The sequence below is a fragment of the Mucilaginibacter sp. A5337 genome (genome assembly GCF_059690695.1).
On sequence record NZ_JCAWEC010000001.1, the window covers coordinates 372,391 to 393,191 of the forward strand.

The window sequence follows — 20,801 nt, forward strand, 5'->3', positions numbered from 1 at the left end:
ATAGCAAAACGCTATCTATAATTATCCGTTTATGAAGAAGCTACCCGCGTTATTTTCATTGATCACATCAATTGGCTTGTGGTATGCCTGCACCCAACACCCGCAAAACAAAAATACCAGTGATAAGTCCACTGTAAAAATCAATAATCGTGGCGTTAATATTGCCTATACTGATACAGGCAAAAGTGATACTACATTATTATTTGTACATGGCTGGTGCATTAACAAAAGCTATTTTAACGAACAGGTAAAGTACTTCGGCAATAGATACCGGGTTATAACTATGGATTTGCCAGGTTACGGCCAATCGGGCAAAAATCGAAATTCATGGACAGTAAATGATTTTGCCGGTGATGTAACCTCAGTAATAACCACCCTTAAGCTAAAAAACGTAATACTCATTGGCCACTCCATGGCTGGTGAAATAATTGTACAAGCCAAACTCAATGCGCCACAACAGGTGATAGGCCTTGTAGGTATCGACAATTTTAAAGGATTTGATGGTAAGCCCGAAACTCCAAAATCAAAAGCTGATTACGCGGAAGCTATCGCTATGCTAAAAAAGCATTTTAAAGCGGTAGCCACTGCTTACTTTAACCAGGATCTTTTTTACAAAACAACCAGCACAGCCATCAGGAAACGCGTATTAAACGATGTAACAAATGCTGATAGCACTATTGCCATAGCAAGCATGGAAGACAATAATTTTAACACTGTATCCAAACTCAAAGCCACCAAAACAAAACTTCATCTTATTAACAGCGATTACACTCCTAATGATACAATTGGCTTTATCAAAGCAGGCATCCCCTATCAGCTATTGCAGATACATGCCACCGGGCATTTTCCCATGGTTGAAAAGCCTGCAGAATTTAACAAGCTTTTGCAGCAGGCTGTTAATCAAATTTAGTTGCTGCAAAGCTACATATAGGTGTATTAAATGACTTTGTACATTATGCAATAAATGCCAATCAGCATAATTAAATACTAACTTTAATAACTGTAGTCACTTGCAATCCCCTCTTCCACAAGCTGCGTAAGCAAATTCTTCAATATAGCTTCCCGGGTCCATTGCTGTTCAGGTAAAGAAGCATCATCCTTATACCAATGTACGGGGGAATTAATTTCAATACGGGCCTTGTAAGCAAAGTTCTTGGTTGGGTGTAATTTAGTTCCTTCGTAGCTATTCAGGTTTTCGGCCTTAATGATCCGGGCCATGTCACGTATCCTGATATCTACCTGTAGGCATTCATCAATTGAATTTTTAAAATCCTGTTTATCTTCCAGCCACAAAGTAAGTACTTCATCTGTAAGATCGTGCTCGGCAATGGTGATCCGGCTGTAATCATAATCAACCGATATAATAAGCCACCAAAGCTGGCTTTTAAGTTTTTGAGAAATTTTTATCATGATAATTATTGTATTGATTGCGTATTATTTTAATTGGTCATTATATTATAAAAGCTGCAAGCTGAATTATTGCCGGTTAAAAGCAGGCACCCATCCCGGCAAATATTTTTGAATAGCTGCAATTTCATCCCGATACTTTTCGCATGCGGCCCTGTATCCCTCAAAGCGTTGTAAAACCTCATGTTCATTTACATTATCCGAGGTATTGGGATAGTTACTATCCCCTGCCGATTGCTGAAGCGCCGAAAAAGCTATATACATAGTAGTATTATATTGAATTTATTTATTGGTATTATTTCTTGATTTTAAATTACAGAACACTGTATTCTCACAAAAGAATACTCTTGATAAAATAGTCTTTAAATTTTATTTTCCGAATAATTTAACTTACATTAGCAATTATCAACAAAACAAATATACAGAATAATCTTTATTATAATCAAGAAAAATCTTTAATTTATTTTCATCATGGAAGACGAAGTAAAACCAGGCAAAATAAAGACTGTACGCCCCGAGACCTTAGAGTTTATCATACTCTACAATCAACTTAAAGGAAAAGCCTTTAATGGTAATGCTCAATTAGCAGAAGCATTAGGCTTTAACTCCCCAAGCTCAATCACTGAGATAATAAAGAGCCGGCAAAACATAGACCCAGAAAAACTCCGTATTTTTAAAGAAAAATATAAAGAATACATAACTGGAGAAAAAAAACAGAACTTTTCTGAATCAAAAACTGTATCCAAACACAGTGAGGGCATCCCTATGTATGAAATTTCTGCAACTGCTTCGGGGGTTGAAGTATATAATGACATTAATGATTCGCAGCCGGTTGGCCATATGAATTTTCCAGGCATTGAAGATTGTGATTTCGCACTTCCTGTTTGGGGACACAGCATGTACCCGTATCTTGAAAACGGCTGCTGGGTTGCCTTAAAAATAATTCATGATAAAAAGATCCTGCCAGGTGAGGTTTATTACATTGAATGGGGCGACTATCGCATGTACAAACGTCTGCTTGCCGGAGATATTCCTGATGAGGTAATTGCTCATTCAGATAATACTACCGAAATGGTTGGTAACCGGCTCAAATACGCTCCATTTATTATAAAGGTGGCCGATATTAAAAAACTTTGCCTGGTTAAAGACATCCACAAAAAACACAATCACTAAACTACATGGCGGCTGCAATTTTGATATTTCCCTTGCAGCCGCCATTACCATTCTGCCCACTGCTACAAAACATCTGACGCCTGCAACATTCTTACAACTCTGCAGTTATTATAAATAAAGGTCATTTGTTAACATCTGCCTTATATTCGGCTCATTTGTTAAACCTTTCAAGATTCGGGCAATCAAATTCAAAGAGCCTTAAGCAAGGCTATTTTTTAATCATGCAAAGTGAGATATTAAAACTTATCATTAATGAATTCAACGTTGGCAACTGGATACAAAATTTTGCGTTTTATATATTTCTGGCTTTCTTACTCCGAACAGTAATCATACAAACAAAATCAACGTCAAAAATTAAATTGAAAAGCAGACGCGCCTTGAAGTAACTCAATTATTTACAGAAGACAAACCATCAGGCATTAAAACTTCTATAATTTAGCCGTAATTTTCTTTTTATAGATAAAATGACAATCCGACTGGCCACGCTTAGCGATATACCGCAGATATTAACCCTTATTACCGATGTAGTACCTGTCATGAAAGCAGCAGGTAACTTTCAATGGGATAACGACTACCCCAACAAACAGGTATTTACTGAAGACGTTGGGCTTAACCAACTTTGGGTAGCAGAAATCGCCGGATCCATAGCAGGCGTGGCCGCCATAACTACCGATCAGGATGCAGAATACGCTCAGGCTGGTCTTGATATCACCGAAACTGCCATAGTAACGCATCGGCTTGCTGTAAATATCGACTACCAGGGGCGCGGTGTGGCGGCAGCACTTTTAAAGCAAGCCGAATATGAAGCTATTCAACGCGCAATAAGCATATTGCGAATTGACACCAACATTGCCAATCAGGCAACACAAAAGCTGTTTCCAAAACTGGGTTACGTTTTGGCAGGGGAAATTAGCTTAGACATAAGGCCCGGCTTAAGATTTCTGTGCTATGAAAAGCGGCTCAATAACAAATAATGGCACTTTGTCCGGGCATAATGCTCCATCAGCATCCATCAAAATTTCACACATTCACACTAAGTCTACAATCATTTCTCAATAGTTATTCACAATTGGGCATTTTATCAACAATTACCTGTTAGTTTATTTTTTATTCAGCTATATTTATCGTAATTATAAACCGAAGGCCCTCCGCCCGGAATCATAAAGCTGTAACAAAAGAGAAGAAGATGGACCCTATAATGACGCTGGTAATTGTTGCTATTATTGCTGCTATAGTTTTAGTAGAGTTTAACAAACAACAAAAAGCAAAAGTGAGCGATAATACACCTATCACTTTTGACGTTCAACAAGCTTATTTACTTAAAGCTGCTGAATATAAGATAGAAGTAATAGAAGACCATCAAAAGCACAGCACAGGCTCAAGCGACACTAATATTCAACATCTTGAAGAAGAACTAACACAGCTAACCAAAGCTTTCGAAAAAGGAGACATCCAGTTAAAAGAGTTCAATTTAAAGTTAGATACTTTACTCAACAATCTTGACCCGGCCAATTTTTCGCTGGCCCAGGCTTCTTAACTTTTATTGATCAATTAAATAAAATGCTATTTCAGGAGTACTACATATCCTGATAATGGTTTGCTGCCATCTTTAAGGTCAACTACATAGTAATATGTACCTGAAGGTAGTACATAACCATTAAAAGATCCATTCCAATCTTTACTATAACCTACCGAACGAAATATTCCGGTACCATACCTGTTAAACACATTCACCGTGCAGTTTGGGTAAGCCGCAAGTCCGGTTATGCTCCAGGTATCATTAACACCATCACCATTTGGAGTAAAAGTATTGGGGATAAGCATTTGTTCAAGCACATTAACCTTAATACTGGCCGATGCCTGGCACCCTCCTGCAGATGTTACCATTAATGTATATGTGGTAGTTACTACTGGCGATGCATTTGGGGCTGAGACTGACGGGTTACTTAACCCAACCGAAGGCGACCAACTATAATAAACAATTCCATTGGATAGTGTTGGCGATAAGGTAACACTTTCACCTTTTTTAATAGTAACATCGCCGTTAAACGCAACGGTAGGCAGCGCTTTAGTTTGAATGGGCGCTGCCGGGTCCGAAATTGCACGCAAAGGACCACAATCACTTGTATTGGTCAGCGTAACGGTTACCTTATCAGCAGCTGTTATAGTAGCTGGTACCGGGAATATTTTATTGTTATAATGCTGATCGATACCATTGATCTCCCAACGATAAACAGAATTGGTGGTTTCAGTGCCATGGGTGTTTGCCACAAATGTTACCTGCTGTCCCGGGCAAGCCAGATCTGGTTGCTCTATTGTTACCATCGGAGGTGTTAATGGCACAAATTGGGGCGATAGCGGGTCCGAGATTGCACGCAAAGGGCCACAATCACTTGTATTGGTCAGCGTAACGGTTACCTTATCAGCAGCTGTTATAGTAGCTGGTGCCTGGAATGTTTTATTATTATAATGCTGATCGATACCATTGATCTCCCAACGATAAACAGAATTAGCATTCTCAGTATCATGAGTGTTTGCCACAAATATTACCTGCTGTCCCGGGCAAGCCAGATTCGGTTGCTCTATTGTTACCACCGGAGGTATTAATGGCACAAATTGGGGCGATATCGGGTCGGAAATTGCACGCAAAGGGCCACAATCACTTGTATTGGTCAGCGTAACAGTTATCTTGTCAGCAGCCGTTATAGTAGCCGGTGCTTGAAATGTTTTATTATTATAATGCTGATCGATACCATTGATCTCCCAACGATAAACAGAATTAGCATTCTCAGTATCACGAGTGTTTGCCACAAATATTACTTGCTGTCCCGGGCAAGCCAGATTCGGTTGCTCTATTGTTACCACCGGAGGTATTAATGGCACAAATTGGGGCGATATCGGGTCGGAAATTGCACGCAAAGGGCCACAATCACTTGTATTGGTCAGCATAACAGTTATCTTGTCAGCAGCCGTTATAGTAGCCGGTGCTTGAAATGTTTTACTGTTATAATGCTGATCAACATTATTGATCTCCCAGCGGTAAACAGAATTAGCATTCTCAGTATCATGAGTATTTGCCACAAATGTTACCTGCCGTCCCGGGCAAGCCAGATTCGGTTGTTCTACTGTTACCGTTGGCGGTGTTAATGGCATAAATTGGGGCGATACCGGGACTGAAGTTGCACTCAGAGGCCCGCAATCACTTGTATTGGTCAGCGTAACAGTCACTTTATCGGCTGTAGTAATTGTAACCGGTGCCTGGAATGTTTTATTGTTATAATGCTGATCGATATTGTTGATCTCCCAGCGGTAAACAGAATTAGCATTCTCGGTGCCATGGGTGTTTGCCACAAATGTAACCGACTGCCCCGGGCAAGCTAAATCTGGTTGTTCTGCTGTTACAACCGGGTTTACCAATGGTATATACATGGGTGATGCCGGGGCAGAAGTAACGGATGGCGAAGTGGTACAATCAACTGTATTGGTCATCGTTACCGTTATTATATCAGTACTGCTAACATCAGAGCTTATAAAATTTACACTATTAGGCCCAGTGGGGATTCCGTTTACATACCACTGGTAATTTAAATTATTGGCCGGATTGGGTGTCAACGCCACAAGTATCACTTGCTCGCCGGGGCAACCTAAAATTTGTTGATTAATGCTTACTTCAAGTGTCATGATCTCGTTTACTACCCCGCTTACAGGCACTTGAACATCCGCTACCCCAGTTGATTTTAATAACACATTCCCGGTTATATTTCCGACGGGTGCTGTAGCTGCAGAACGAACATACACGGCAATTCCGTCACCATCGGGTGGGAACTCCAAATCAGCAAGAGGTATAGTAACAGTATTGCTATAACCGCCAACCGGCGTCAACGACACTTCAAAGCTGGGAGGAGCTATAACAACTGCATCACTGGTAAGGTTTATTCCCGCAACCATGAACGTTTGATAATTTGCAGATGCCGTCCCAACGCAGGCCGTAATAGTACCACTGGCGCTACTATTATTGATAATGGGCTTTGTCACATCATCAACTTCTATACTCAATATAAATTTACTGCTACCCGCTGCGTTATATGCGGTAACTGTATAATTAGTAGCGGGCCATAAAACTGTAGGTGTACCGGTAATAATGCCTGTTTTCGGGTTAAAAACAAGACCGGCAGGCAAAGCTTTATCAATGGTATAACCGGTTGCTATAACCTGTTTTATAGCATTTTTACCATACTCTGCCACATATAAGTTACCATCCGGCCCCATTGTTATACCGCTCGGGCTACTGAAATGAACATTAGTACCAACCCCACTTTCGGCTCCTATGGGCCCGCCGCCAGCTATAGTTTTAACCTCACCATCCGGCGAAATTCGTCGCACAGTGCCCGCGCCACCGTCAGTAACATATAAATTGCCGGATGGATCAATCGTTATACCTACAGGATATTGGAAGTTAGCAGTTGTTCCGTTTCCATCATGTGTACCGAAGGAACCACTACCCGCTATTGTTGTAACCTGCCCGTTAGGGGTAATTTTACGGATTACAAATCCGGCCTGATCTGCAACGTAAATATTCTCATCTTTATCAACTGTAAGTCCGGCCGGCTTGTTAAACTTTGCAGCAGACCCAATACCATCTAACGTACCCGCCACCGGCTGCCCGGCAAGTGTATATACATATCCGGAGGGAGAAATCTTTCGGATTGCGTTATTACCATCTGATACATACAGATTATCATCCTTGTCAATTGCAATACCATTAGGATTAATGATATTTGCTACATTACCCGGACCATCGGCAGTTCCAGCTTGGCTAATACCGGCAAAAATTGTAATTATCCCGGAAGGGGTGATTTTTAGAATGTTGTGATTACTGTAATTGGCTACAAACAAATTGCCACTTTTATCCTTAACAACACCGCGGGGGTTATTAAGCTTCGGCACATTAAAAGGAGGGCCGGGTAATGCATCAGTAGCTATTGACGAAACCTGCCCGGAAGCACTTATCATACGAATCCCACCACCACTTTCTGCTATGTAAGTATTGCCGTCGGCATCCATGCTTATACCATATGGCAATTTAAATTGCGCGGTAGCTGCGCCACCATTTACATTGCCAAACTGCCCCGTACCTGCTATAATCTTAGTTTCACCATATATAGTGGCGGGTACAGCGCCACCTGTATTAGAAGGGCTTAAGGGCGTTATTGCAGCACCATTAATATAAACGTTGAGGGTAGTATAAGTAATATCGGGCGCCTGGCCAAAAGCCGAAAAGGCCATAAGCCAAAGCGCTATTGCTGCTGTTGCCGGTTTCAGGAAAGTATACACACTGCTGTTATTTTAAATTGTAAGCAAGTTTGTGGATCCCGGAATATGAAAGATAATAAGAGCAGATATAATTGGCCATTAAATTGCAGGTAAGGTTATAGTAATCTGTTTTATATCATCAGTCTATCAATTACTTATAGACATACTAAAATAAGTCTTTTCCGGCAACTACTGGTCAGTTAATTCATTTAATATGATTTTAATTATATAGTTTCACATTACAGATAAAACAAAAAAGCCGGCATGGCCGGCTAATATTTTGAAAAAGAAGAATAAATGTTTTAATTGGTATTAATTACGTCTGAAGCCGCCTTTTTGACCACCACCGTTAAAGCCAGGACCTTTATCTTCGGCTACGTTAACCGTGATCCTGCGGCCATAATAACTTGCTCCATTCATGCAACGTATCGCTTCTTTCGCTTCATCCTCGTTAACCATCTCCACAAAACCAAAACCCTTACTCTCTTTTGTTTCGCGATCCTTAATGATCCTGAGCGATTTAACAGGCCCAAAATCACCAAAAACAGCTGTTAATTCGGCCTCATCTACTTCTAAAGGAAGACCTGCAATAAATACTTTCATCAATGTTTTTAAAATTTGCGTAAAGGTACGAAAAAAGAGCCATATTCCCGCCTCTCCGGGCATTAATGATCATTAGGTAATGGCTTTTTTACCTTCATATTACTGAATAAAAATTTCCAAACCAAATGTTAAAAACAGAGCCGGATTTTATTTAAGCTGCAGCTCAAAACTGCCCTCAACGCGGTAAAATGGCGAGTCGGATTTATCATCCTTGGCTAAAAAGGTAAAGAAAGTACCTTTGGCAATCATGTTTTCGTGGTTATACTGGTCCATATCAATTTTACCAAAATCCTGTTGCCCGGCATACCTGGTAAGTGTGTATTGAAGTAAAGGTTTTTTTTCATCAACCTTAAATAAAAACTGGCTTCCTGCTACATCACTGCTTGTTTTTACCGAAGCCAATCCTAACGAGCTGATACCAAAACTCATGTTATGCGCTTTATTAATTGCAGTGATGCCAAAATATTTATTATCACCATTATGCACGTTTATGAACGCTATCGAATCCTGGCTGGCATCAAATGTGTAAGTTGAATCTTCGATGGTAACCTTTAAAGTTCCTTTACCTGCAAGAAAATTACCGGGAGTATTGATGATGTTTACTGATGATACGCTGTCTTTACTACTTGTTGTTTTAACCGCGTTTATATCCTTCACTTCCTCATCTTTTTGACAGGAAGTTAAGGCCACCGAAATGGATAAACTTAGTAAAACAAACAATTTAGTAAAACTGGTACGTATCATAGGCTCATTGGCGAATAAACATAGCAATAAATAATTACAAATCTCATTAAATATGGTTAAACAAATTAATTTTTTAACTTTTTTTAACCTTTGTATGATATACGTCAATATTCATGCTAAAGTTGCCCTTTTCGGCACGACAAAGCACTTTTAATAAAAATGCAAAAACAAGTATGCAACCGGCTGCTTTCAGGGATTTTCGATGCCTAAAATTATAAAAGACAAAATCAAGACTACTGACAATCCACTGCCAATCAGCTCAATACATACACATTAAAACACTTCGCCTACATTTATAAACAAGCCTCGTGACCCTTCACGCCCAAAACCGTAGTCAATGGCTATGTTGGTTTTGGATACCTTATTTAGCTTAACCCTTAAACCAGCTCCAAAACCGGGCTGTATAGATTGCAAAGCCGTGCCCGGTGCCGCCGAAAATGATTCGCCGTTTGCAAAAGCTACACCTCCAAGCAAACCATTGCGGGTGACCTTAAACCGGTATTCGCTTTCAAGATAAACCATTTGCGCTCCACGAAATCTGCCTTGTATATAGCCGCGTCCGGTAGTAAAGCTGGGATCATGTCCTGTGGCTGGCAGATCAAGATATGCAGGCCGGCCATTAATTACCAACCAGTTATATGACCAAAAGGCCAATACGTTATCAGAACTTTCAGGAAATCTGAAATATTTACGTATGTCAACAATTAAAGAACGCCAGGCCGTTGTGCTGCCTAAAAAAGTATAATTATCCCGGTACTGTAACGAGGTGTAAAACCCGCGCGATGCATTGATCGGGTTATCGCGACTATCATACAATCCGCTGAATGTTATCCCGGTTGATATAGCACGGCTAACAGAGCCGTACCTTTCATAATCAGAGGTTTTTCCGTTCAACTGCCCTTTCTCGTACATATTCCATCGGTCATCAAAAATATAACCCAAGCCGGCATAAAAATTTCCGGTTATATTGCGTAAAACGGTTTCATGAAACCGGAAAAAACTGTAAACCAACGGATTTTCATTATCCCTGTCAGAATTACTGCCTAAGCCAAAACTACTTTGCGGATATTTGTAAAACCTAAAATCACCTATAAAGTCATACTTATTATTTTTTGACCAGATGTTTGATTGTATGGGGATGATCACCTGCTTATTCTGAGTATAAGCGGGATTTACGGTTATAGTAGAGATCCGGGTATTAGGAGCTAACCTGAAAATCACATTGCCGGATATAGTACCAGCCAAACCTGTTTGCAAAGTATATCCTATAGCCGGGATAATTGATATTACCGGTTTTGAGGTTACGGAATCAACCTTGCCGGGTTTATTGCTTTCATGAAAAATGGATCCGATAACATCAAAAATATCTTTTTCGAAGGTAGTGTCGGGGTGGGTAACCAGTACTGTATCTTTATATTTAGTATGCCCTATAGGGATGTATTTTTGATCCTGGGCATGCACACTGACGCCTATGAGCAAGCCTGCAAATATTAAAATGCCTGTTTTATTAATACCCATTATAATTATTCGATGCAGGGATGTGTAAAGGTTATATCCGTGCAATTATAAAATAATTATTTAAGTTATTTGTTTGTGCAAAGTCTTATTGCGCCTTCAGCCGCGGATCAAAAGTAAACTTACTCACGCTACTGATAGTTATTTTATCATAGTCGGGATGGGCCGGATTAAACAGGTAATTATATTCCAGATCGATAATTGCCGACGGAACTTTTAAAACAGCCGTTTCCATTTTACGCAGCCAGGTATCGCCAAGCAACTGCGTAACAGGATAATTAATTACTTTATGCCAGTTAGCATTAAGTTTTTGCAGTTTGTTTACAGTGATTTCAAAAACGGGCAGGTCATCAGGTATTTGAAATATAATAACCGAAAAATCACCCGCATATAACGCAGTTCCGGGTGAATGCGCTAATTTTTCAAGACATGAAAGCGCTAACGAACCACCCGTATAGATCATATATTGTCCCAATGAGTTCCAACGACCGTCGATGCCCGAGCCCTTACGGTCGCGTGCATATTTGGTTTGGCTTATCCTGTAAACGTTCAAAAGGTGGTGTAGATAGATTAATAAATTATTTGGTAAACATAGATTTACGTTAAAAGGTAATCTATAATTCAATAATTGATATTATGCAAGCACACCGTAATCAATACGTATAAGCTGACTTATTACAATACTGATGCCTGTTATTGTATCAAGTAAATCATAAGGAATGGCATCAATGCCCGGGTTATAATGCTTTAACCAGCCTTTAAATTCATCAAGAGAGCCAAAGGTATCAAGGCCTTTATCAAAAAGTTCAAAAAGTTGGATAATATGCTCGCTAAGCCCCTGGTTTAACTCATGTGCACTTTGCAAATGTTTACGCAAAGTAGGCTCGGTGATATGTAACCATTTGGCAATATCACCCTGAGTAGCACCGGTTACTTTTAATAAATCAGTGATGGCATTTGAGTGTAACCCTTGTTTTATAGCACCAAGCTTAGCTAAGGGCGATTTAAAATAAGTTTCATAAGGTACCAGCAGATCATTAAAGGCCTGCATAGGCGCATCTGTAAATACATATGGGTGCGATGCAGCCTGCCCCTGCCTGGCTTCAATACCTGTATTACGATTTTTGATTGCTTTGCTCATACACAAATGTAAATATTTTCTATTAAAAAAGAAAATATTTACATTCACTTACATGCTAATTATTCTATTAATTATACTCAGTAAAAAATTACCAATAAAATTAGCAATTACAGAAAACATTTCCGATATTTGGTTATTCTTTTATGCCATTCGGCATTATAAACATAATGAAACTCAACATATCTTCCTGCAATAACGCCGCCCAGGTTAAGCAGCTTATTGATCATTATTTCGACAATATAAAAGGTGAATATCACCTTGAACACAAACCCGCAAAAAACAATAAAGACAATGTAGAAACTATTGAACACAAAGTTTGGGATAGGGATCCCGAACCTGCAACCTTATCAGCTTTAGCCCTTGCCCTTGGCTTTAGCAGCCGCCAGGAGTTTCATGATTATGTACATCATGGCCGTTTTTCGAAAGCTGTTAAACAGGGAATTTTACGCGTAGAGGCATGTTATGAAGCTCATTTACATCAAAATACAACGGGCGCAATGTTCGCATTAAAAAGTATGGGATGGACTGAAAAACCTGACTCACCATCTGCTAATACCAACGCAGATAATAATTTAAAAGTACATATAGTTGACTCCGGTCCTGCTCCGGCCGGCAGTGAAAAAGATGTAAAGCTATAATACCAACATCTCTGGTTGATAAATTATCAACCAGATTAACAATTAAAACCATGACCGATGAAGAAATAAATGACGAAATTGAATTTAAAGAACCGGAAGATTTCCACTGCTCCGTGCTGTTCAAACAAAATTACCTCTCAACGGCACATGTGGTAGTTAACCAGGGAGGTACCAGTAGCGGTAAAACGTTCGCCATTGAACAGGCGCTGTTTTGCCTTGCCTGCGAAAAGCCCAAACAGGTAATCACCATTGTTGGACAGGACATCCCTAACCTTAAAGCAGGTGCCCTGCGCGATGCGATTAACATATATAGTTCTTCGGCAATATTACAGGCCAAAATAAAAAGCTATAATAAAAGCGACCGTATTTTTGAGTTTGTTAATGGCAGTTTGATCGAGTTTAAGAGTTATGATAACAGCCAGGATGCAAAATCGGGCAAGCGCGATTATCTGTTCATCAATGAAGCAAATGGCCTCACGTGGGATGTATATACAGAACTGGCATTACGTACTAAAAAGCGCATTTTTATTGATTACAACCCCAATACAGGCTTTTGGGTACATGAGCATTTAATTGGCAAACCAGGAGTACAACTCATTGTATCCGATCACAGGCATAATCCATTTTTAGGGGCGGAAGTCCATGATAAAATCGAAGCGCTAAAAAGCGTCGATTTTGAACTTTGGAAGGTATACGCCCGCGGCTTAACAGGAAAAATAAACGGACTTATATTTGACAACTGGTACATCTGTGAGGCAATCCCTGCCGATGCCCGCTTGATAGCCCTTGGCCTGGATTTTGGCTTTACCAATGATGAAACAGGATGCGTTGAGGTATATCAGCAAAATGGTGAACTGTGGGCAAATGAGCTACTTTATGCAACAGGATTAACCAACACCGATATATCTGCAAAATTGAAAGATGCGGGAGTAGGTATTAATAATGAGATTATTGCCGATAGCGCAGAGCCCAAATCAATAGAAGAGTTAAAACGGCTTGGATGGCGTGTTACCCCGGCAAAAAAAGGGCCCGACAGTGTTAAAAATTCTATTGATATCCTTAAACGATACAAAATAAATGTAACCCGCAACAGTGTAAACCTCCGTAACGAGCTTAACCGTTACAAATGGCGCATAGATGCAACAGGCAAAGCAATTAACGAGCCGGTTGATTCATGGAACCACCTGATAGATCCGCTAAGATATATCGCCCTTAATAAATTAAAAATAAGCAGCGCAGGCAAACTTCAGTCCCGTCTGCCGCACTTGCCAGGCAGTCGGCAAACCAACGCATTACACGGGCTGATTTGACATACGTTATTAAAACAATACAGGCTTTATAATTATGACAGAACGAATATTAAAAACCACCGATGGCAAGCTGCGCATTCAGATGCCAACCCAATTAAATGAGATTACCCTTGGCCAAATGATGGATTTACAAGCCCGACCCGATATAACGGATATTGAAGCCATCAGTATACTTTCCGGCATCCCGGTAAACGAGCTTCAAAACATCAAAAACTATGATGACCTGCATCAGTTTGGAGAGGCAGTACTTTCACTATCGTACCAAATCAAATACCTGTATAACAGTAATGAGATCCCCAAAGAAATAATTTTTACAATGTTGGGCGCCAACGAAATATCGCCCCAAAAAACAAAAGTAAAAGTAAAAGTAATGCAAAACCTATCGATTGAACCCGCAGGCGCTTTTATGGCTGCACGCGACATCATAACCGAAGAAATAAACACCCACATAAAAACCCATGGAGAAAACGATTGGCAGGAGCATTTTAACCCTTCGTTAAACGCCTGCTGCCAGGTACTGGCACAATATTTTTATTGCCGGGCAACAGGTAAAAAATATAGCGAATACGAGGTTGAAAGCTTTATTGATGAAGTTAAAAAACTACGGGTAACGGAGGCGCTGCCCATCTCGAAACATTTTTTTACCTGTTATCCCAACTTATCGATACCGAAAACAAACTTTTGGCATCGGCTCCTACCGCGCTTGAAAAAAGGGCGGGCATCCAATCGTTCGAAAAATTTAAGTATATCAACACTATAAACTCCTTGGCAGGCGGTGATATTACCAAGTGGCACCAGATCATGAGTATGCCATATGAGCGTATCCTCACCAAGCTACTCCTCAATAAAACTGAAGCCGAATATCAAAAGCGATATAGCGAGCTATCTCAATCCTCAACTTAAACGCCTACTCCCTGCAAGGCACTGAACACTTAACCAGCCCCAATCAGGGATCGGGGTTTTAATTTTTATGCGTAACCAAATAGAAGCTATAGTACAAACACTTAATGATAACCCAACATTTGCCTATGGCACCCAGACTGAACTAAACACCCTGGCAGACGGCATCACCTTTCCCTGCGTGTTCCTTTATCCGCTTCAATCTATCGAAGTAAGTGCGCAGGTTAATGGCTCAGTAGATAATACGTTTGCTATTTACATGGAATTTCTGTTCAAAACAGACTTTGGGCAGTTCACGTCCGAAAATGAAATATATGTATCTCAGGCATTGCAAATGGCTAATCAATTTGTGGTGAAAGCCTCACAATACCGTGAAGGCGAAGGCAGGTACTTTAGAGTAAAAGCCGGGCAAAAAGCTAAATGTGTGCCGGTTTATAACAAGTTTGATGTTAACACCACAGGCGTAGGCTTAACCATAACGTTGTCAACTATGTATTTTGATATTTTTTAACCTGGTTAAATCCAATTGACAAACAATGAAAATAACAGCTATAATTAATGAATTCATCAGCTCAACAACCTATCCCGATCAAAATGGAGGACAGATTGACCAGGGCGATATATTCATCAGCATTATTGATGCAGATACCAAACAACCTACTAATGGAAATAACTGCGAGGTTACTTATCAGCGCAACCAAAACGGTATAACAAGTAATTACACCGTTACTGTAGCCGGGCAGTCATTCCCTCTCTATTCGGGTGTAATCAGAGATTACGAGTACAGCCCCCAGGGAGATATGATCCGGAGCGATTATGTGTCGTTCACCCTAATTTCTGTAAAAGCCGGAGATAGTCCCTCCACTAATCCCTCTGTATGTGACCTAAAGATAAACTATATAGATATTAACAAGATTGAATCGGCTCCAGGGGCCTCCGATGCCCAAATTACAGTTAATGCAAGCTCAAGTTTTGCATCTATATTATACAGTATAGATCTGGGCATAACCTGGCAAACCTCTCCTGTTTTTTCAAACCTGAGCGGCGGATTAAAACACATATTGGTAAAAGACAGCAATCCGTTAGGGTGCACCGACTCAGCAGACATCAGCATTTTAACATCTACAAACCTGTTAACCGGCGATCCTTCAGTTACGCTGCCCGATGGGTATGTTTCACGATGGAATGCGGCATTTAACCCCGTTGTGTTTACCTATCAACGAAAAGATTTCACTATTAAAAGTATAACAGCTGATAGCGGGCAAGGACACACTATCATCAGCGTCAATGCCAACTTCATTGATCCCAATACAGGTTTACCAAAAGTGAAGGCAGGAGATAAAATCTATATAAATACCCCTGCTTATAAAGGAGTTTATACCATTGAAAAAGTTAGCGGCATTAATACTATTGTGATCAACACGCTTTTTGCAAGTAGCGATACAACTGGTTTTATCAATATAAACAGTATGTACCCCTATTATGAACTGCATACACGTATTACTTATACCGATCCGTTTACCAATACCCTATCCACTATCAAATCAGTAAACCGGCCGGATAATACAGGGCTGATAAAAGCCGATCTGTCAAACTTTTTGCAAAGTTTATTACACCCTGCAGATAATAACAACTACAACCAGGTTGATTATGCGGATACCAATCTATGTACCAGCTTTATGGTTGAGTATGCCTGGCATTATGACGATGGATCAACCGGGGGATTTACAAGTAACTTCAATCAAATCCAACATCCATACTACGTAGTTTATGCAGCCAAACAGCTTGGAGATGAATATGGTGGTAATCTTGCTGCTTATGTACCAAATGTTAACTCACCTGCACAGTGGATAACAGATTTCAAAGAACCTGCATACTCCGCAGGATATCCTTTTGATATAGGGTATCTCTTTACTGATGAAATGACAAACCTTCAGCCTTATTGCCAGCTCACCTTACTTGATATTAACCGGAATTCATTAACTGGTAGTTATGAACCCGACCACCTGCAAAATGAAGATGATTCATGGATCCTGAATGAAGATGGCAGTAAATTTAGTATTGGGAACCAAACATCTTTTGTGATGCCATTAGCAGGCCCTGCCGGCCTTCACCGGTTGATGGTTAGTGCCAATTTCCCACCTGAAGCTTATTACCTTAATATGCAGATCAGGTATGACGATGAAAATGGTTCGCATTCATTAACTAAAGTACAAACCGTTAGAATAGATGATGCTATTGACGACAACTCAGTATATTTAAGATGGATCGGGTTAAGTGGTACGTGGAACTACTACCGTTTTGTATTTAACCAGGAAATAAGTCTCGATGTTCAAAATGCCGTTATCATCAAAAACTACGTACAAAACTGGCAAACCCAGGAAGGAATTGAGGAAGTGATCAGTAAAAGCGCAGGGCAAAAAATGAAAGTAATAGCCGAAGATCTTTCTGTAAATGACATCCGTGGACTGCAGTCCATAAAATATTCGCCAAAGGTTCAAATGCTGATAAATAAAAATCCTGTTAAATGGCAAACTGTGGTAATAAATACAGCAACATATAGCGAATATGAAACCCGAAATGGTCGGGCTCCTTTTAGCGTTACATTCAATATACCGTCAATAAACATTCAAACCCAATAAAGGCTACGGCTGTTTTTTAAAAAGTATGTTATCAATTCCCCGGTAATGATCGCCATTATACACAACTGCACTTTCATAAGTAACTTCAAGCGTATTCTCAGTAAGCTGAATTATGGTATAAGTACCTTCATAAAGAGCAGGCGTATTTTGGGTTATCATCAAAGTTTTTCCGTTTAATGTATAGTTGTATTTAATTAGCTCAGTTTCACCCGCAGGCGTGAGGTTGGAGGTATAGCCTGAGCCATCAGCATTAAATAACTCGAAATCTGTAGATGTATAATTTGATTTGGAAGTATCCCGCACCAGTATATCATTCTTATAACTACGGGTATGATATTTTTTAAGATACCACTTACCCACTATTGTAATTTCAGGATTAGCGGCATTGTTATCTTTTTTACATGATGCCACGCAGCATGCCAACACAGCAACTACAAAAAAATATCTCATATGCATAGTGTGCTGTTTTAGGTTTACAACCCGGGAGACGAAAGCAACAGTTAAACTTAATAATTTATTGATAATAAACCAATTGTTTTAGTATCTCCACTTTTTACCGTACTCAAAATCATCATTTATTAATTTCATGAATCAGATACAACTTTATATTAATGACCAATTGGTCGACCTGGCCGATGACAGTCCTATAGCCCTCACCTTCCAGATTAACAACCTGGCCGAGGTAAAAAACCAGCAGGGAAACACCAGCAACCAGTTTAAGATACCATTGACACAGCGTAACCGGCAAATTCTGGGTTTCCCGGATGATATAGCTTTTACCACAACCCTCCCTTATGATAATTACCAGGCAAAAATTATCCAGGATGGCCTTGAGATTATTCCTTATGGGCTGGCTGTACTTAACAGCATTGAGCAGGATATAGCCAACATTACTATACTAAGCGGCAACGTAGATTTTTTTGATGCATTGGAAGGAAAGATTTATGATATGGGCGATAGCAGCAGCTCGACATCCAATTTGGGTAAAAGGCTGCCATGGCAGGTTTATGACCACCCCTGGAATTTGGATACCATTGTTGCGTCACAAAAAAAGACAGACGGCTGGATATGGCCCGTTGTTGATTATGGATCAATAAACGAGGTTGATTTTGATAAACCTTTGGATGCGTACACCATGCGCCCCGGCTTTTTCATTAAAACAGCTATCGAACTAATGATAAGCAACATAGGATATAAGGCGACCGGATCTTTGCTTAAAAACGAGTTGTACCCTAAGCTCATTTGCCAGTTTGCAAATGATGAATTTGAGCACGGTTCAGATTTTCAGAATTCTATTGATGGCTTAAGTAAATCAGAATCATTATTATACGTAACAAAAAATGAGCTTGTAATTGACGGTGGTCGATTAGGCATGAATGCTAAGCATGTTACAGACAAAACGTTACCAATTGGCTTCCAGGAATATCATGCAACAAATCGTGTCAATGGCACTGCAAGCTTAATTCTTGATTTGGATATGCATGGCATCGCGAATACCGGCGATAACGGATATTTCGAACTCATCATAAACTACCGAGAAGCGAATGGTCATGAAAGTGAAGTGGCAAAGCAAACTATCAACTTTACTGATAAGGCTTATCCCCCTAATACCCGTGAGCGTACAGAACCGGTTAAGAATTTAAAACTCACATACGATTTTGAACTTAATAAAGGCGATTCTGTATTCATCACTTATCACCTGCATCGTTATAATACCACCGTTTTCATCCACAAAGGTGCTGTATTTAGGTTCGATGTTGACCAAAAGCCGGTTTTATATGGGCAACAGATACAGTGTGAACGCATTTTTCCGGATATAAGCCAGAAAGATCTGCTGAAAGATACATTACAGCGTTTCGGCATTGTATGCCAAACCGATAATAGTACCCGAACTGTGTCCTTTAATTCATTTGCAGATATTGTTGCCAACATTCCAATCGCAAAAAACTGGACAAGCCAGTGTATCGATCAGGGTAAAACCATAAATTTTCAGCTCGGCGGCTATGCCCAGGTTAATTACATGCAATACAAAGATGATGATAATGTGCTGCCTAAAAAGTTCGCCGACTCGGAAATTAAAGTTAATGACAAAACCTTGCCAGCCAGCGCAGATCTGTTTGAAAGCCAGTTTGCTCCCACTCTTAACCGGGCATTTATAGGCGGCACCATAGCACAAATCAAAAAACTCGATCCTGACAACAACACTAACGGCTTCAGTATCAGCACATCACCTAGAATACTGGTCGATCAGAAACTAAACCTGCTTAATCTTAAAGATGCCCCCACGGTAAAATTTACGGATGGCGAGAAAACTGTAACAGTAAATGACTTTGTATCGGTGCCCTATTTTTACAAGCCCGATGGCGAGTTTAACCTTTGTTTTTCCGACAAACCCGGGACTAATGGCAATATATTACCAGGCTTAAAAACAAACTATTACCCCCAGCTTGAAAAAATACTTACCCAAACAAAAAAAGTAGTACGTTATTTTTTGCTTACGCCGCGCGATATCCTTGAACTTGATTTACTCATTCCCGTTTATCTTGAGCAGGATAGTTGCTATTATTACATCAACAAGATTGATAGTTGGCGTAAAGGGCAACCCACAAAAGTAGAATTAGTAAAAATGGGATGATAAATATTCATTTTAAAATATCATTTGTACCTCAATAGATATATTGTATATTTACCAATAAAATTAGCAAAATCTAAATTATCACTTACATGAAACTATCAAGAACTTTATTGCTGCCATTATTCATTATTGTTGGCTGTGAGCCTATAAAATCAATTGATAATAGGCCCACTGATGAATTGGCTTTTGTAAGAAAATTTCGTGCAGCCGATTCTATTTATTCCGGCGAAAAAAACAATATTAAAAAAGCGGAAATACTTGAAAAACAACGAGCTCAACTAAGTAAATTTATAACAGATACGTTACACGCAAAATTCAATCAATGGCAAGCTATTGTTAGTCAGATCGAGATTTATAGCGCCCCTACTGATTATATTGAGATTACATTATTGATAACTAAAGATGCCGATTTAGATCCGAGCCAAAAGTATCCCGATGTTAGAAACATAATATTATCGGCAATAATTAAACCGCAAGACCCGCTTAAAGATAAATTAAAAGAATTATTAAGAGATGATAAGGTATTAGTAACCGGCAAATTCCAAAAAACATTAAAAGATAATATTGTTGAAGTCAGGAACAGCTTAGATAGCGAAGAGTCTACTTTTTCAAATCCTAAATTTGATTTTAAAATAGAAGACATAACTAAAATGAAATAGAAGTTAGCTGGTAATATAACAAGTCACACACCACCGCAAAATAAAATAGGCCAATTGCACAACAATTTAACTCTCATTAAATCGGGCAATTACATTTAAATAAACTTCATATCGCACAAAT

Annotated in this window: 20 protein-coding genes; 11 read left to right on the top strand and 9 right to left on the bottom strand. The window is 39.6% G+C overall.

The window, feature by feature from the left end; all coding sequences use genetic code 11:
• The first annotated feature begins 31 nt into the window (after positions 1-31).
• Positions 32-910 (top strand): alpha/beta fold hydrolase, encoded by an 879-nt coding sequence (locus AC59JO_RS01690; protein WP_497302953.1) that lies wholly within the window; start codon positions 32-34, stop codon positions 908-910.
• A gap of 83 nt (positions 911-993) precedes the next feature.
• Here the strand turns inward: AC59JO_RS01690 and AC59JO_RS01695 are convergent, their stop codons facing one another.
• On the bottom strand, positions 994-1,410 hold the full coding sequence (locus AC59JO_RS01695) for a hypothetical protein (RefSeq protein WP_413668899.1): 417 nt from the start codon (positions 1,408-1,410) through the stop codon (positions 994-996).
• 66 nt (positions 1,411-1,476) lie between these two features.
• Positions 1,477-1,671, bottom strand: a complete 195-nt coding sequence (locus AC59JO_RS01700) for a hypothetical protein (protein WP_413668900.1) — start codon at positions 1,669-1,671, stop codon at positions 1,477-1,479.
• 207 nt (positions 1,672-1,878) lie between these two features.
• Here AC59JO_RS01700 and AC59JO_RS01705 point away from each other — a divergent pair, with 207 nt between their 5' ends.
• From AC59JO_RS01705 to AC59JO_RS01715, 3 genes are all read left to right on the top strand, one after another.
• Entirely contained in the window at positions 1,879-2,580 is a 702-nt protein-coding gene (locus AC59JO_RS01705) for a S24 family peptidase (RefSeq protein ID WP_413668901.1), read from the top strand.
• A 464-nt stretch (positions 2,581-3,044) separates the two neighbouring features.
• Positions 3,045-3,554: a GNAT family N-acetyltransferase gene (locus AC59JO_RS01710; RefSeq protein ID WP_413668902.1), complete on the top strand. Its 510-nt coding sequence runs from the start codon at positions 3,045-3,047 to the stop codon at positions 3,552-3,554.
• A 212-nt stretch (positions 3,555-3,766) separates the two neighbouring features.
• Positions 3,767-4,117, top strand: a complete 351-nt coding sequence (locus AC59JO_RS01715; protein ID WP_413668903.1) for a hypothetical protein — start codon at positions 3,767-3,769, stop codon at positions 4,115-4,117.
• 26 nt (positions 4,118-4,143) lie between these two features.
• Here AC59JO_RS01715 and AC59JO_RS01720 read toward each other — a convergent pair whose 3' ends face one another.
• The 6 genes from AC59JO_RS01720 to AC59JO_RS01745 all read right to left on the bottom strand — a co-directional run bounded on the left by AC59JO_RS01720 (position 4,144) and on the right by AC59JO_RS01745 (position 11,896).
• Entirely contained in the window at positions 4,144-7,914 is a 3,771-nt protein-coding gene (locus AC59JO_RS01720; RefSeq protein WP_497302957.1) for a T9SS type B sorting domain-containing protein, read from the bottom strand.
• 291 nt (positions 7,915-8,205) lie between these two features.
• Positions 8,206-8,496 (bottom strand): RNA recognition motif domain-containing protein, encoded by a 291-nt coding sequence (locus tag AC59JO_RS01725; protein WP_090523751.1) that lies wholly within the window; start codon positions 8,494-8,496, stop codon positions 8,206-8,208.
• 147 nt (positions 8,497-8,643) lie between these two features.
• Complete coding sequence (locus AC59JO_RS01730) at positions 8,644-9,240, bottom strand: hypothetical protein (protein WP_413668905.1); 597 nt, start codon at positions 9,238-9,240, stop codon at positions 8,644-8,646.
• Between the two features lie 273 nt (positions 9,241-9,513).
• Positions 9,514-10,758, bottom strand: coding sequence for a BamA/TamA family outer membrane protein (locus AC59JO_RS01735; RefSeq protein ID WP_497302960.1), 1,245 nt, complete (start codon positions 10,756-10,758; stop codon positions 9,514-9,516).
• Positions 10,759-10,843: 85 nt separating this feature from the next.
• The gene (locus AC59JO_RS01740) at positions 10,844-11,308 is read right to left on the bottom strand and encodes an RES family NAD+ phosphorylase (RefSeq protein ID WP_497302962.1); all 465 of its coding nucleotides are present in this window, start codon (positions 11,306-11,308) and stop codon (positions 10,844-10,846) included.
• A gap of 81 nt (positions 11,309-11,389) precedes the next feature.
• Positions 11,390-11,896, bottom strand: coding sequence for an Xre family toxin-antitoxin system antitoxin (locus AC59JO_RS01745; RefSeq protein WP_413668908.1), 507 nt, complete (start codon positions 11,894-11,896; stop codon positions 11,390-11,392).
• Between the two features lie 167 nt (positions 11,897-12,063).
• Here AC59JO_RS01745 and AC59JO_RS01750 point away from each other — a divergent pair, with 167 nt between their 5' ends.
• From AC59JO_RS01750 to AC59JO_RS01770, 5 genes are all read left to right on the top strand, one after another.
• Positions 12,064-12,534, top strand: coding sequence for a hypothetical protein (locus AC59JO_RS01750; protein WP_413668909.1), 471 nt, complete (start codon positions 12,064-12,066; stop codon positions 12,532-12,534).
• 50 nt (positions 12,535-12,584) lie between these two features.
• Positions 12,585-13,844 carry a PBSX family phage terminase large subunit gene (locus AC59JO_RS01755; protein ID WP_497302965.1) on the top strand — a complete coding sequence of 420 codons (1,260 nt, stop codon included), beginning with the start codon at positions 12,585-12,587 and terminating at the stop codon, positions 13,842-13,844.
• A gap of 34 nt (positions 13,845-13,878) precedes the next feature.
• Positions 13,879-14,604 carry a hypothetical protein gene (locus AC59JO_RS01760; protein WP_413668911.1) on the top strand — a complete coding sequence of 242 codons (726 nt, stop codon included), beginning with the start codon at positions 13,879-13,881 and terminating at the stop codon, positions 14,602-14,604.
• 210 nt (positions 14,605-14,814) lie between these two features.
• Positions 14,815-15,255, top strand: a complete 441-nt coding sequence (locus AC59JO_RS01765; protein WP_413668912.1) for a hypothetical protein — start codon at positions 14,815-14,817, stop codon at positions 15,253-15,255.
• A 25-nt stretch (positions 15,256-15,280) separates the two neighbouring features.
• The gene (locus tag AC59JO_RS01770; protein WP_497302967.1) at positions 15,281-17,386 is read left to right on the top strand and encodes a hypothetical protein; all 2,106 of its coding nucleotides are present in this window, start codon (positions 15,281-15,283) and stop codon (positions 17,384-17,386) included.
• Positions 17,387-17,389: 3 nt separating this feature from the next.
• Here the strand turns inward: AC59JO_RS01770 and AC59JO_RS01775 are convergent, their stop codons facing one another.
• On the bottom strand, positions 17,390-17,836 hold the full coding sequence (locus AC59JO_RS01775) for a lipocalin family protein (RefSeq protein WP_413668914.1): 447 nt from the start codon (positions 17,834-17,836) through the stop codon (positions 17,390-17,392).
• A 136-nt stretch (positions 17,837-17,972) separates the two neighbouring features.
• On the opposite strand from AC59JO_RS01775, the gene AC59JO_RS01780 reads away from it, so the two are divergent.
• Entirely contained in the window at positions 17,973-20,021 is a 2,049-nt protein-coding gene (locus tag AC59JO_RS01780) for a hypothetical protein (RefSeq protein WP_497302969.1), read from the top strand.
• An 89-nt stretch (positions 20,022-20,110) separates the two neighbouring features.
• Positions 20,111-20,680 carry a hypothetical protein gene (locus tag AC59JO_RS01785; RefSeq protein WP_413668916.1) on the top strand — a complete coding sequence of 190 codons (570 nt, stop codon included), beginning with the start codon at positions 20,111-20,113 and terminating at the stop codon, positions 20,678-20,680.
• Positions 20,681-20,801 lie beyond the last annotated feature (121 nt).

Bases quoted from the DNA above. Each gene is read 5' to 3' on its own strand.
- AC59JO_RS01755 (WP_497302965.1), top strand. From the start codon at position 12,585: ATGACCGATGAAGAAATAAATGACGAAATTGAATTTAAAGAACCGGAA.
- AC59JO_RS01710 (WP_413668902.1), top strand. From the start codon at position 3,045: ATGACAATCCGACTGGCCACGCTTAGCGATATACCGCAGATATTAACC.
- AC59JO_RS01735 (WP_497302960.1), bottom strand. From the start codon at position 10,758: ATGGGTATTAATAAAACAGGCATTTTAATATTTGCAGGCTTGCTCATA.
- AC59JO_RS01750 (WP_413668909.1), top strand. From the start codon at position 12,064: ATGAAACTCAACATATCTTCCTGCAATAACGCCGCCCAGGTTAAGCAG.
- AC59JO_RS01780 (WP_497302969.1), top strand. From the start codon at position 17,973: ATGAATCAGATACAACTTTATATTAATGACCAATTGGTCGACCTGGCC.
- AC59JO_RS01765 (WP_413668912.1), top strand. From the start codon at position 14,815: ATGCGTAACCAAATAGAAGCTATAGTACAAACACTTAATGATAACCCA.
- AC59JO_RS01770 (WP_497302967.1), top strand. From the start codon at position 15,281: ATGAAAATAACAGCTATAATTAATGAATTCATCAGCTCAACAACCTAT.
- AC59JO_RS01785 (WP_413668916.1), top strand. From the start codon at position 20,111: ATGAAACTATCAAGAACTTTATTGCTGCCATTATTCATTATTGTTGGC.
- AC59JO_RS01700 (WP_413668900.1), bottom strand. From the start codon at position 1,671: ATGTATATAGCTTTTTCGGCGCTTCAGCAATCGGCAGGGGATAGTAAC.
- AC59JO_RS01745 (WP_413668908.1), bottom strand. From the start codon at position 11,896: ATGAGCAAAGCAATCAAAAATCGTAATACAGGTATTGAAGCCAGGCAG.
- AC59JO_RS01690 (WP_497302953.1), top strand. From the start codon at position 32: ATGAAGAAGCTACCCGCGTTATTTTCATTGATCACATCAATTGGCTTG.
- AC59JO_RS01715 (WP_413668903.1), top strand. From the start codon at position 3,767: ATGGACCCTATAATGACGCTGGTAATTGTTGCTATTATTGCTGCTATA.
- AC59JO_RS01760 (WP_413668911.1), top strand. From the start codon at position 13,879: ATGACAGAACGAATATTAAAAACCACCGATGGCAAGCTGCGCATTCAG.
- AC59JO_RS01775 (WP_413668914.1), bottom strand. From the start codon at position 17,836: ATGAGATATTTTTTTGTAGTTGCTGTGTTGGCATGCTGCGTGGCATCA.
- AC59JO_RS01725 (WP_090523751.1), bottom strand. From the start codon at position 8,496: ATGAAAGTATTTATTGCAGGTCTTCCTTTAGAAGTAGATGAGGCCGAA.
- AC59JO_RS01705 (WP_413668901.1), top strand. From the start codon at position 1,879: ATGGAAGACGAAGTAAAACCAGGCAAAATAAAGACTGTACGCCCCGAG.
- AC59JO_RS01695 (WP_413668899.1), bottom strand. From the start codon at position 1,410: ATGATAAAAATTTCTCAAAAACTTAAAAGCCAGCTTTGGTGGCTTATT.
- AC59JO_RS01730 (WP_413668905.1), bottom strand. From the start codon at position 9,240: ATGATACGTACCAGTTTTACTAAATTGTTTGTTTTACTAAGTTTATCC.